The organism is Corynebacterium sp. MSK041, assembly GCF_030232265.1.
Taxonomy (GTDB): Bacteria; Actinomycetota; Actinomycetes; order Mycobacteriales; family Mycobacteriaceae; genus Corynebacterium.
In genome coordinates this window covers 107,879-120,139 of the sequence record NZ_JASPJK010000006.1, presented here as the reverse complement: position 1 = coordinate 120,139, position 12,261 = coordinate 107,879, and the positions used below count along the sequence as shown (strand labels likewise).

Genomic DNA, 12,261 nt, shown 5'->3' with positions numbered 1-12,261 from the left:
TTGAGCCGCTACCGGATGCTCACTGAAGCGCTACCGGATAGTCACGACACTGCTACCAAATAGCCGGTCGCAACACTAATCTCAAATTCCACCCCGACGGCATATTGCGTACCAACTGCAACTACTGAAACACCTAAGTTTGCCAAACTGCCAATTTTTGAGCCTAAAACGCCCGTTTTCAGCCTATTTGGCAAACTTAGGTGTTACAGATGTGATTTGCCCGCCGGCGACAGGTCGGACGGAAACGCGTTTAGCGGTTGCCGCCTGGAAACGCCCTTGCAAGCGACAACGCGTGCTGCTTCCGTGTCCCGCTTGGCCTCGCTTGGGTCCTGAGCGCTCGCCCCCGCGTACATCTGTGTAGATAGTTACATTGCGCTGGTAACTATCAAAAAATAGAAATTATCTACCAGGGATTTCATCCGAGCCGATTTTTCGCAATGTAACCGTCTGCACACACGCAGCGAAAGAGAGCGACCAAGGATAACCCTCGCCACCCCCCTTAACCCAAAGGCGTCACGGATTCGGGCATCAAAAAATCCGCCCCGGCATGTAGCCAAGACGGATTCTATGAACCTTGTGTAGAGCTAGACGCTCAACATCAGTCTTACTTGAAGTTCTTCTGAGCGAAGGTGATCACGTTAGCGATCAGACCCAGGATAGCGGTGAAGACGGCGATCCAAGCGGTGATGAGCTTCGGATCGAGCTGACCCTTTTCGTTGTAGAAAAGCTCCTTCATGAAGTCAGAAGCAGAGGACTTCTCGTTCTCGTTTTCGCTCTCGTCCTTGTTGCTGCTTCCCTGGCCGCTGCCCTTGTTCTCGTCCTTAGATGGGGTGTCCCCGCCGGGCTGGTTGGTGCCGGCGGTCTGGTTGGTACCGGCGTTCTCCTCAGCGAATGCCGGTGCGGCAACAACGCCGGAGACGGAAACGACAGCAGCGGTTGCTGCGGCGAGGAGGCTCTTACGGATCTTCATGCGTAGCCCTTTCAGTGACTGCAATTCATTGATGACGTTGGCTACTCTACAAGTGGTAACGAGGTGTTGCAAGGCCTAGAAAAAGCTGTGTGCCAGGGATTGCACAGGATTCTTAAATCGTGCTTATTTATTTGGGGTTATTAGTGGGTTTCTAGTGTTTATCCTGAGAGGGTCACATAAAGAACACCGCCACGTGTGAGGGAACTCACATGGCGGTGTCGGGGATGTGGGGGGTGAAGGGACTAGGCGATCGTTGCCTTCTTGATCTTCACTTCTTCCTTCGGGGCGCCATCGCCGCTACCTATTGGGGACTGGCCGTCCTCGGCGATACCAGCTTCAGCGATCTTGTCCAGGGTGGCCAGGCCTTCCTCGCTAATGGTGCCGAAGTAGGTGTAGGCGGGTGCCAGCGGGGATTCACCGTAGTTGAGGAAGAACTGGGAGCCGTTGGTGTCCGGGCCAGAGTTGGCCATGGCGACGGTGCCGCGCTCGTAGATAACGGACGCGTTGGTGTTCTCTGCGTCATCATCAACCGGGTACTCGTCGGCGAACTGGAAGCCAGGGCCGCCAGCGCCAGTGCCGGAAGGGTCACCGCACTGAAGGACGTTGATACCGCCGGATGTCAGGCGGTGGCAGATGGTGTCGTCGTAGTACTTCTCCTGCACCAAGTACTCAATGGCATTCACCGTGCAGGGGGAGACAGAACGATCCAGGGTGAGTCCAATCGGGCCGGCGGAGGTATCAAACTCAACATCGACGGTGCCGGTGGTGGAGACGTTCTCGTGCTTGGGCAGGCCCTTGAAGAACTCGTCGCGGTCATCCTTGGTGTAGGTGCAGGTGACCGTCTCTGCCAGCGGGGTGGAGCGCTTCTTGGACAGGGCTACGGGAGTGATGTCCTCGGACGGATCAGTGGACTGCTCGCTGGATTCCTCAGCAGTGATCTCCTCATCCGAATCCCACGTTGCAGCGAAGTAGATGCCGCCACCGACGAGTGCCAGCACCAGGACGGCAAGTGCGGCGATAGACCACGGCTTGCTCTTCTCCTTGCGGTCGCGGGCCTTGAGCTCGCGGTCAAGTTCTTTCAGTGCGTCTTTGCCGCGCTGGGCGTTGTTCGTCACTTTGACGGACCTCCACTTGTGGATTGTTCGGTTCATGTGTGGCCACGGTCGAGTTGGCCGGGCCTGATGCAGATAAACAGTATCAGCATAAAGGTGGTGAATCTGCGCGGGCGCCTGCACCGGTTGCGAGGAATCTCTACGCTAGGGAGGCATGGCTACCGTAACTTTTAAAAATGAACCGACTACAACCTCTGGTGAGCTGCCCGCAGTAGGGGAGGCTCTGCCAGCTTTCGAGCTCGTTGGCGGTGACATGGGCACGCTGACGGACAAGGACTTCGCAGGTAAGAAGATTGTGCTCAACATCTTCCCGTCCCTGGACACCGGTGTGTGCGCTCAGTCTGTCCGCGCTTTCAATGAACTCGCAGCCAACTTCGAGGACACTGTTGTGCTGTGCGTGTCTAAGGATCTGCCCTTCGCGCAGCAGCGCTTCTGTGCAGCTGAAGGTATTGAGAATGTCGTCAGTGCATCTGCTTTCCGTTCCACCTTTGGTGAGGACTACGGGGTGATCTTGCAGGGCTCCCCGATCAAGGGTCTGCTGGCGCGTTCCGTTGTTGTGACCGATGCAGACCACAAGATTGTGCACACCGAGCTCGTTCCGGAGATCGCCAATGAGCCGGACTACGAGGCAGCGAAGAAGGCACTGGAGAGCTAAATGCAGATCCAGGGACTCGCCGGCGGCCCCTTCCAGACCAATACCTACGTCGTTGTAGGCAAGCCTGGTGCCAATGGCCGGCCGGAAGCCTTTGTCATTGATCCGGGTAAGGATATGGCGGGGCCGGTGCGGGAGGTCGTCGATAAGGCGGGCGCTGATCTTGTGGCCGTGGTGCTCACGCATGGGCACATTGACCACACGCGAGATTGCGCGGAGTTCGGTGTGCCGGTGTACATCCACCCGAACGATGAAGTGATGCTGGACCCTAAGTGGGGTGCACCGGGGAACTTTGGACAGATCTTTGAGGTTGATGCGATGAAGCAGCCGGAGGATCTCCGCCACGTTGAGATCGGAAGCATGGAATTTGCTGGTCTTGGCTTCCGCACGGTGCATGCGCCGGGGCATTCGCCGGGCTGCGTGCTGTTCATCGCGGAAGATGAGGACGTGGTGTTTGCCGGTGACGTACTGTTTGCTGGTTCGATCGGGCGTACTGATCTGCCGTTGTCGGACCCCGCAGCCATGGACGGCACGCTAGCTGGGCCTGTGTGGGACTTGGACGACAAACTGACTGTCTTGCCCGGACATGGCCCCATGACCACCGTGGCGCGGGAGCGCGCGACCAACCCATATCTCAAGGCGGCGGGGCAGGGGCGCTAAGATCGCCAACGTGACCACCGAAAAGAGCGAAAAGTTTCAGCCCCTCTCCGCGCCGAAAGGCGTGCCGGATTATGTGCCCCCGGCTTCAGCGACGTTCCATGCGGTGCGTTCGGAGTTTGTGAAGCAAGCACATCTGGCCGGCTACCAGCACATTGAGCTGCCGGTGTTTGAGGACACAACGCTGTTCGCTCGCGGTGTGGGTGAGTCCACCGATGTGGTGTCGAAGGAGATGTACACCTTCGCCGACCGTGGTGACCGCTCGGTAACCCTGCGCCCGGAGGGTACTGCCGGTGTCATGCGTGCGGTCATCGAACATAACTTGGACCGTGGCCAGCTGCCGGTCAAGCTCAACTACTACGGCCCGTTCTTCCGCTACGAGCGCCCGCAGGCTGGCCGTTACCGCCAGCTCCAGCAGGTCGGTGTTGAGGCGATCGGCGTGGACGATCCGCTTCTGGATGTCGAGGTTATCGCACTGGCCGACCGCTGCTACCGCGCCATCGGCCTGACAGGCTTCCGCCTGGAGCTGACCAGCTTGGGCGACCGCAACTGCCGCCCCGCCTACCGTCAGAAGCTGCAAGACTTCCTGCTTGACCTGCCCCTGGATGAGGAGACCCGCCACCGCGCGCAGATCAACCCGCTGCGCGTGCTGGATGACAAGCGCCCGGAGGTCCAGGAGATGACCGCCGATGCGCCACTCATGCTCGATCACCTCGACGACGATTGTCGTGAGCACTTCGAAACCGTCACCGGTTCCCTCGATGAACTGGGCATTAAGTACGTGATCAACCCGCGCATGGTGCGTGGCCTGGATTACTACACCAAGACCTGCTTCGAATTTGTCCACGACGGTCTCGGAGCCCAATCCGGCATCGGCGGCGGTGGCCGCTACGACGGTCTCATGGCTCAGATCGGCGGCCAGGATCTGTCCGGTATCGGCTTCGGTCTCGGCGTTGACCGTTCGATCCTCGCGCTCGAAGCTGAAGGTGTCACGCTCGACGGCGTGGATCAGCGTGTGCAGGTCTACGGTGTCGCCATCGGCGCAGAAGCCACCAAGAAGATGGCCTTGCTTATCGACGAACTCCGCGCCAACGGCATCTCCGCCGACATGGCCTACGGTGGCCGTGGCCTCAAGGGTGCGATGAAGGGTGCGGACCGCTCCGGTGCACACACCGCACTCGTCCTCGGTGACCGCGAGCTCGAAGCCGGCGAAGTCACCTTGAAGAACCTCGAGGACCACTCCCAGAAGACCGTCGCACTGGATGCCGGGGCGATCATCGACGCGATCTTCCTTTAAGGGGCAGCGCCCCTTAAAGGAAGGAAGTTAGGGAAGGAAGGGTGGCGAGGATTGTCCTTGGCCGCTTTCCTTCGCTGGGCTGTGTAAAGTTTTACATCGCGAAAAAGTGGCTCGGATGAATCCACAGGTAGAAAATTTCTACTATTTGATAGTTACCGGAGCAATGTAAAATTTTACACCGAGGTACGCGGGGGCGAGTGCTCTGTCCCTCAAAGGGGAAGGGGCAGAGGGGGTCGGGGTAACCCCTAGAAAACTACGGGTCAAGGGGTTTGACCCGTAGAAAATTATCGCTTAGGTAGTGGATGTAGGAAACCGGATTGGTTTAGCACTCGGTGATACTCACCGGGAATCCCAGCTGTACCGCAAGACCGCCGAGGGAAGTTTCCTTGTATTTGGTCTTCATGTCGCGGCCGGTGGTGGCCATGGTCTCGATTGCGTCGTCAAGCGTGACGATGTTGGTGCCGTCGCCCCATTTGGCTAGGCGCGCCGCGTTGATGCTTTTGACAGCGCCGATGGCATTGCGTTCGATGCAGGGGACTTGGACAAGGCCGCCGACGGGATCGCAGGTAAGGCCAAGATTGTGCTCCAGGGCGATCTCAGCGGCGTTTTCTACCTGAGCTGGGTTGCCACCGAGGATGGCGCACATGCCGGCGGCGGCCATGGCTGAGGCGGAGCCGACTTCACCCTGGCAGCCGACCTCCGCACCGGAGATGGATGCGTTGGTTTTGATGATGGCGCCAATAGCGCCGGCGGTGAGGAGGAACTCGCGGGCACGGGCAGGGGAGAAGTCAGCGGTGAAATCGCGGCAGTAGTGCATGACGGAGGGGATGATGCCGGCAGCACCATTAGTGGGGGCGGTGACAACGCGGCCGTGGGCAGCGTTTTCCTCATTGACGGCCAAAGCGTAGAGGTTGACCCACTCCATAGCGTCAAGGCCTTCGGAGTTGTGGCGTTTTTGCTCACTGGTCAGGAGTGCGTACATGCGGGGTGCGCGGCGTCGGACGTTCAATCCACCTGGCAGGGTGCCTTCGGTGGAGATGCCGTTTTTCACGCACTCCTGCATGGCAGACCACACGCCATCCAAGTGGGCGGTGTATTCGGTTTCTCCGTGGGTGATGGTCTCATTGTGGGCGATGACCTCGGCGATAGTGAGGCCTGTGCGGTCGCACACGTCGAGTAGATCCGCGGAGGAATTGAAAGCATGGAGCTCATCGGGCTGCGAGTGAGTTTGTTTCTCTTCTGCCTCCGCAACCGCAGTCGCGGCGGCAATGCCGGAGCTAGCGCCTTCACCAGCTGCTTCCTGCATGGCGGCGCGGTCCATGATGAAACCGCCGCCGACGGAGTAGTACTCAGTTCGGCTGGCCAGGCGGGTGCCTCGTGCATCCCATGCATCGAAGATGAGGCAGTTGGGGTGCTCTGCAACAGGCTTGGGGTTGAAGGTGAGCTCGTAGTCGATGGTGCCGTCCGGGCCGCTGATGGTGCCCTTGGCAGGGATGGGGTCGCCGGGCACGGGTTCCACGGTCTGATCAGTGGTCAGTGGGGTATAGCCGACAAGCCCCAGCAGAACAGCGCGGTCAGTGCCGTGGCCCACGCCGGTTGCGGCGAGGGAACCACGCAGCTCAACATGGACTTCTGCCGGAAGTTGGCCGAGCTTTTCCACGAAGGCGGCGCTTGCTCGCATTGGGCCCACGGTGTGTGAAGACGACGGGCCGATGCCAATGCTGAAAAGGTCAATGACACTAACACGATGCGATGCCATGCCAACGAGGGTAGCGCGGATTCACATGAGCATGATCGACCCACTAGGGGCACACCGGCCACAAGCCTTTCGGTGTTAGTCTGGGACATAGGTTTGAACCGCACATTACGGACAGGTTTGTGCCACCCACTAGAGGAGATACACATGGCTACAGTGACCTACGACAAGGCGACGAGGATTTATCCAAAGGCGACGACAGCGAGCGTCGATAAGCTTGAGCTTGATATCGCTGACGGTGAGTTCCTTGTCCTCGTTGGGCCGTCGGGCTCCGGCAAATCCACCGCACTGCGCATGCTCGCGGGCTTGGAGGAGACGAATGAGGGCCGCATTTTCATCGGGGAGCGTGATGTCACGGATGTATCCCCCAAGGACCGCGATATTGCGATGGTCTTCCAGAACTACGCTTTGTACCCGCACATGACCGTGCGCGAGAACATGGGCTTTGCTCTGAAGATCGCCGGAATGGACAAGGATGAGATCAACCGTCGCGTCGAGGACGCGGCGAAGACGCTGGATCTGACGCAGTACCTGGACCGCAAGCCAAAGGCACTGTCTGGTGGTCAGCGTCAGCGCGTGGCCATGGGCCGTGCCATTGTGCGTGAGCCACAGGTCTTCCTCATGGATGAGCCTCTTTCCAACCTGGATGCGAAGCTGCGTGTGCAAACGCGTACGCAGATTGCCAGCCTGCAGCGCCGCATGGGTGTGACCACGATCTATGTCACGCACGATCAGACGGAGGCGCTGACGATGGGTGACCGCATTGCTGTGCTGAACTTTGGTGTGCTGCAGCAGGTGGGCACCCCACGTGAGCTGTATGAAGAGCCGGAAAATGTCTTTGTGGCAGGCTTCATTGGCTCCCCGGCGATGAACCTGTCCACCTTCAACGTGGAGGGCAACCTGGCCACCCTGGGTGAGGCATCGATTCCACTGGCAGAAGAGCACCTTGCGGCAATGACCCCAGAGGACAACAACCAGATCATCCTCGGCTTCCGCCCAGAGGCACTCACCGTGGTGGATTCCAGTACGCAGCACACCGTGCCAGTGCAGGTGGACTTCACTGAAGAGCTTGGCTCTGATTCTTATGTCTACGGCAGCCTGGTAGGCGGGCAGTGGCGTGAGGAGGGCACGGATGATGCTGCGGCCGGCCAGATTGTGGTGCGCGTTGCACCGATGTCTGGTTTCAGCAAGGGTGACATCATCCACGTGACCATCAATGAAGGTGGCCTGCACGCCTTTTCCAAGTCAACCGGCAAACGTATTTAGTAGCCGGGTCCGAACGCCACGAAAGAACTGCCGTGTCCGAGAGAATGAGCGTCCAGTCGCCGGCCTACGCCAAAGTGCTGTTAGGCCTGCCCTGGGCAATCCCGCTCGCGGACTGGCCTGATGAGCTCCTCGCCGCCTACCCGCGGGGTATTTCACGTCACACCGTCCGCTTGGTCTCCATCGATGGCATGGCTTTAGCCATCAAGGAGATCGGCGAATCGGTGGCGTACCACGAGTACCGTACGTTGAAAAAGCTGCGAGACTTGGATATTCCGTGTGTGAAACCAGTTGCTGTGATCGCGCAGCGCACGAACGATTCCCGCGCTGAAGAGCTCACGCCGTGCCTGGTCACCGAGCACCTTGAGTTCTCCTTGCCTTACCGTGATGTGTTCAGTCGATCGCTCGCGCCGGGCACGGTGAACAAACTCATTCGCGCACTGGCCATGTTGTTGGTGCGGCTGCATCTGCTCAACTTCTATTGGGGCGATGTGTCCTTGTCCAACACGCTTTTCCGCCGGGATGCGGACGAGTTTTCGGCGTACCTCGTGGATGCGGAGACAGGGGAGTTCCATTCCCCATTGTCTGAAGGGCGCAGGCTTTACGACGTCGAGGTGGCCCGCGTCAACATCATCGGCGAACTGATGGACCTTCAAGCAGGTGGGTTCATCGCCGACACAGTTGACGTGATTGCCCTGGGCAACGCGGTGGATGCGATCTACCACGAGCTGTGGGAGCTCATGACAAAAGAGCTCGTGGTGGAAGGCGATGCGTTCAGCCAGATCGCCGAGCACATTGAAAAGATCAACTCCCTTGGTTTTGATATCGGGGAAACAGAAATCACCCATGAGCAGACGCGGCGGGACGCTGACGGCAACACCGTTGATGTGTACCGGGTGAGCATCGAGCCATCGGTGTTTTCCACTGGCTTCCACAGCCGCAAGCTGAAAAAGCTCACAGGCCTTGATGTACAGGACCGCCAAGCGCAGCGCCTGCTCAGTGAGATGGAGGTCTACCGTGCGTTACACCACGGCGACACGCTGTCTTTGGAAGACGTGGCACTGGACTGGCTGGTGAACAGGTATGAGCCAGTGGTGGCGCTCACCCCAGCACCGTTGCGCACCAAGCTAGAACCCGCGCAGGTCTTCCACGAGATCTTGGACCACCGCTGGTTCATCTCCGAAAACGAACAGCGCTACGTCCCTTTGGAGGAAGCCGCCAAGTCTTACTTCCGCACTATTTTGCCGGAACGTCCCGATGAGGCTCGGATTTATAGTGCGTTGAGCCCTGATGATTCGGATATACCGGATGATCCAGATAGTCCAGACGACCCAGACGGGTTAGCGCCCGATAGTTCTTAAAAATGAAGAACAGAAACATGAGAAGAATTCCTACGAAGAGCGAGGTTCATGCGATGAAACACTCCACGCGCACAGTGGCTGTTTTAGCCACGATCGGGTTGAGTACGTTATGTCTTTCCGCATGTGGGCAGAACAATGGCCCGAGCGTGTACTACCTGAATTTCAAGCCTGAGCAAGCGAAAACGTTTGAGCTCATTGCTCAGGAGTACACCGAGGAAACCGGTGTTCCGGTGAAGGTGGTTACCGCCGCTTCTGGTTCCTACATGCAGACACTCAAGGCGGAGATGGCTAAGTCCAATGCGCCAACCCTGTTCCAGATCAATGGGCAGGAAGGCTACGGCGTGTGGAAGAACTACCTCGCCGATATGTCTGATTTTGAGATCACGGAGGCTCTGCAGGAGGATGCGCAGCCGATCAAGGATCCGCAGGGCAAGGTTGTGGGCGTGCCCTTTGCTATGGAGGGCTTTGGCATTCTCTACAACGAGGAAATCCTAGACGCCTACTTCGCCCTTCCGGGCGCGAAGATCACCTCCATGGATGGTGTGAAGTCCTTCAACGACCTGAAGGTCCTCGCGGAGGACATGCAGGCATACAAGGAGGAGCTGGGTATCAACGGCGCGTTTGCCGCAACCTCACTCGGCGCGGGTGAGGAGTGGCGGTGGACAAACCACTTGATGAACGGCCCGATTCACTACGAGATCGTTGACCGCGACATCCAGGAATTCGCGGATATGGAGGAAATGGAGTTCCTCTACGGCGATAACTACCGGAATCTGTTTGACCTTTACCTGCAGAACTCCACGGTGAAGCCGAGTCTTGCATCAGCTCGTGCTGTGTCTGATTCCATGGCGGAATTCGCCACCGGCAAGGCGGCGATGGTGCAGAACGGTAACTGGGCGTGGAGCCAAATCTCCAGCGAGGGTGGCAACGTGGTCAAGGAGGACAAGATCAAGTTCATGCCCATGTACATGGGGCTGCCCAATGAGGAAAACGTAGGCATCAACGTGGGTACGGAAAACTTCTTCAGCGTGAATGCCAAGGCGAGTGAGGAAGACCAGCAAGCGACCCGCGACTTCCTCGCGTGGCTCTTCCTGTCTGATCGTGGCAAGGAGATCGTGGTCAACGACTTGGGCTTCATCGCGCCGTTCAAGAATTACAACGAGGAGGATGTGCCGGATGATCCGCTGGCGCGTCAAGTCCAGGAAGCGCTTAGCAGCGACTCCGTGGAGGCTCTGCCGTGGGACTTCCAGTTCTCCCCAAACCAGCAGTTCCGTGACCTGTTTGGCCAGAACCTCGCCCAGTACGCCAACGGCAGAATGCCGTGGGAGGATGTGGTGAGCAGGCTTCAAACGGATTGGAAGTATGAGATGGCTAACCAGATTGCACTGCTGGATTAGGCACAACGGGACTAAGCGAGAGGTCACATCATGCAAGACACATTGAAAAAATTCTTTCCCATTTTTGTGCTGCCAACTCTGATCGCGTTTGCCATCGCGTTCTTTGTTCCGTTCCTCGTGGGCACAGCTCTTTCTTTCACTAGCTTTACCACGATTACGGATGCCACCTGGGTTGGCCTAGACAACTACGCGCGGGTGTTCAGCGAGCGCGAAGGCTTCGTCTCCGCGCTGTTGTTCACGGTGGCCGTGGCGGTGGTGTCCATCATCACTGTCAACGTCATCGCCTTTGCTGTGGCGTGGACGTTGACCCGCAAACTGCGCGGCACCAACTTCTTCCGCACCGTGTTTTTCATGCCCAACCTAATTGGTGGCATCGTGCTGGGCTACACCTGGCAGTCCATGATCAACGCGGTGCTGGCCAATTATGAGACAACGATCTCTGCGGACTGGCGCTTTGGCTATGCCGGTCTGATCATTCTGATGAACTGGCAGTTGATCGGCTACATGATGATCATTTACATCGCCGGACTGCAAAACGTTCCGCCGGAGCTCATTGAGGCCGCGGAGATTGATGGTGTGTCCAAGTGGCAGCAGCTGTGGCACGTGACTATTCCGCTCATGATGCCGTCTATCACGATCTGCCTCTTCCTCACCTTGTCCAACACGTTCAAGGTCTATGACCAAAACTTGGCGCTCACCGATGGCGCACCTGGTGGGTCGACAGAGATGGTCGCCCTCAACATCGTCAAAACCATGTTCAACCGAGTGGGCGCTGAAGGCGTCGGCCAGGCCAAGGCGGTCATTTTCGTCGTGGTCGTTGTTGCCATCGCGATGTTCCAGCTCCGCGCGACGCGCAGCCGCGAAGTGGAGGCTTAAATCATGACAACCAGTATCTCTACCCCCAACAGTGCGAAAGCAGCTGAGCCGACCAAGAACGCTGTTGCGGATGAATCAACGGTGTCCAGTGGCGCCAAGGGGCTGATCTACGCGGTGCTGATCTTCCTCACCGTCGTGTTTTTGGGCCCGATCTTCTTCATCCTGCTCAACTCGTTTAAGGATCGTTTTGCCATTTCGACGAATCCTTTTGCTCTACCCGTCGGTGAGCTGTGGGCGGGGCTGACCAATTACATCACCGGTGTTCAAGGTGAAGGTTTTGGCTGGGCTATCGTGTGGTCGTTTGTGATCACGATCAGCTCGGTTGTTGTCATCGTGTTCTTCTCCGCCATGACCGCGTACTACATCACCCGTGTGAAGACGTGGTGGACGAATGCTTTGTACTACACCTTCGTGTTCTCCATGGTCATTCCATTCCAGATGGTCATGTTCCCCACAGTGGTCATCGCTGACCGTCTGGGCTTGGCCAACCCGCTGGGCATGGTGGTTCTGTACCTGGGCTTCGGCGCAGGTCTGTCGGTGTTCATGTTCTCCGGCTTCATCAAATCCATCCCGCTGGAAATCGAGGAAGCAGCGGTTATCGACGGCTGCTCGCCGCTGTCCACGTTCTTCCGCGTGGTCATGCCGATGTTGAAGCCAACGGCGATCACCGTGGCTATTTTGAACGCCATGTGGATCTGGAATGACTACCTGCTGCCGTACTTGGTCATTGGTTTGTCCACGCCGTACCGCACCATCCCCGTTGTCATCCAGCAGTTCATCGGCTCCCAGGGTGACCGTGATCTGGGTGCGATGATGGCCATGCTGGTGCTTGCCATCACGCCAATCATCATCTTCTACGTGGCTGCCCAGAAGCACATCATCGAAGGTGTGGCTGCTGGTGCCGTGAAGGGCTAATCCAA

11 protein-coding genes are annotated in these 12,261 nt (G+C 58.1%); 8 read left to right on the top strand and 3 right to left on the bottom strand.

Annotated elements, in window-relative coordinates:
- Positions 1-604 precede the first annotated feature (604 nt).
- On the bottom strand, positions 605-970 hold the full coding sequence (locus tag QP968_RS06790; protein WP_284855658.1) for a hypothetical protein: 366 nt from the start codon (positions 968-970) through the stop codon (positions 605-607).
- Between the two features lie 242 nt (positions 971-1,212).
- On the bottom strand, positions 1,213-2,085 hold the full coding sequence (locus QP968_RS06785) for a peptidylprolyl isomerase (protein WP_284855657.1): 873 nt from the start codon (positions 2,083-2,085) through the stop codon (positions 1,213-1,215).
- A gap of 151 nt (positions 2,086-2,236) precedes the next feature.
- Here QP968_RS06785 and tpx point away from each other — a divergent pair, with 151 nt between their 5' ends.
- The 3 genes from tpx to hisS are packed head-to-tail and all read left to right on the top strand — an operon-like array spanning position 2,237 to position 4,688.
- A complete protein-coding gene (gene tpx / locus QP968_RS06780; RefSeq protein WP_284855655.1) occupies positions 2,237-2,737 on the top strand; it encodes a thiol peroxidase in 501 nt (166 codons plus the stop codon).
- Positions 2,738-3,394 carry an MBL fold metallo-hydrolase gene (locus QP968_RS06775; RefSeq protein WP_284855654.1) on the top strand — a complete coding sequence of 219 codons (657 nt, stop codon included), beginning with the start codon at positions 2,738-2,740 and terminating at the stop codon, positions 3,392-3,394.
- 10 nt (positions 3,395-3,404) lie between these two features.
- A complete protein-coding gene (gene hisS, locus QP968_RS06770; RefSeq protein WP_284855653.1) occupies positions 3,405-4,688 on the top strand; it encodes a histidine--tRNA ligase in 1,284 nt (427 codons plus the stop codon).
- Between the two features lie 322 nt (positions 4,689-5,010).
- Here hisS and QP968_RS06765 read toward each other — a convergent pair whose 3' ends face one another.
- Positions 5,011-6,447, bottom strand: a complete 1,437-nt coding sequence (locus tag QP968_RS06765; protein ID WP_284855652.1) for an L-serine ammonia-lyase — start codon at positions 6,445-6,447, stop codon at positions 5,011-5,013.
- A 144-nt stretch (positions 6,448-6,591) separates the two neighbouring features.
- Between QP968_RS06765 and QP968_RS06760 the strand changes: the two genes are divergently transcribed.
- The 5 genes from QP968_RS06760 to QP968_RS06740 are packed head-to-tail and all read left to right on the top strand — an operon-like array spanning position 6,592 to position 12,256.
- A complete protein-coding gene (locus QP968_RS06760) occupies positions 6,592-7,710 on the top strand; it encodes an ABC transporter ATP-binding protein (RefSeq protein ID WP_284855650.1) in 1,119 nt (372 codons plus the stop codon).
- Between the two features lie 32 nt (positions 7,711-7,742).
- A complete protein-coding gene (locus QP968_RS06755) occupies positions 7,743-9,068 on the top strand; it encodes a DUF4032 domain-containing protein (protein ID WP_284855649.1) in 1,326 nt (441 codons plus the stop codon).
- 53 nt (positions 9,069-9,121) lie between these two features.
- Positions 9,122-10,465 carry an ABC transporter substrate-binding protein gene (locus QP968_RS06750; protein WP_284855648.1) on the top strand — a complete coding sequence of 448 codons (1,344 nt, stop codon included), beginning with the start codon at positions 9,122-9,124 and terminating at the stop codon, positions 10,463-10,465.
- Positions 10,466-10,495: 30 nt separating this feature from the next.
- Entirely contained in the window at positions 10,496-11,341 is an 846-nt protein-coding gene (locus QP968_RS06745) for a carbohydrate ABC transporter permease (protein ID WP_284855647.1), read from the top strand.
- Positions 11,342-11,344: 3 nt separating this feature from the next.
- On the top strand, positions 11,345-12,256 hold the full coding sequence (locus QP968_RS06740; RefSeq protein ID WP_284855646.1) for a carbohydrate ABC transporter permease: 912 nt from the start codon (positions 11,345-11,347) through the stop codon (positions 12,254-12,256).
- The last annotated feature ends 5 nt before the right edge of the window (positions 12,257-12,261 follow it).

Coding starts and splice junctions, on each gene's coding strand:
- QP968_RS06760 (WP_284855650.1), top strand. CDS start 6,592: ATGGCTACAGTGACCTACGACAAGGCGACGAGGATTTATCCAAAGGCG.
- QP968_RS06775 (WP_284855654.1), top strand. CDS start 2,738: ATGCAGATCCAGGGACTCGCCGGCGGCCCCTTCCAGACCAATACCTAC.
- QP968_RS06765 (WP_284855652.1), bottom strand. CDS start 6,447: ATGGCATCGCATCGTGTTAGTGTCATTGACCTTTTCAGCATTGGCATC.
- tpx (WP_284855655.1), top strand. CDS start 2,237: ATGGCTACCGTAACTTTTAAAAATGAACCGACTACAACCTCTGGTGAG.
- QP968_RS06740 (WP_284855646.1), top strand. CDS start 11,345: ATGACAACCAGTATCTCTACCCCCAACAGTGCGAAAGCAGCTGAGCCG.
- QP968_RS06750 (WP_284855648.1), top strand. CDS start 9,122: ATGAAACACTCCACGCGCACAGTGGCTGTTTTAGCCACGATCGGGTTG.
- QP968_RS06790 (WP_284855658.1), bottom strand. CDS start 970: ATGAAGATCCGTAAGAGCCTCCTCGCCGCAGCAACCGCTGCTGTCGTT.
- QP968_RS06745 (WP_284855647.1), top strand. CDS start 10,496: ATGCAAGACACATTGAAAAAATTCTTTCCCATTTTTGTGCTGCCAACT.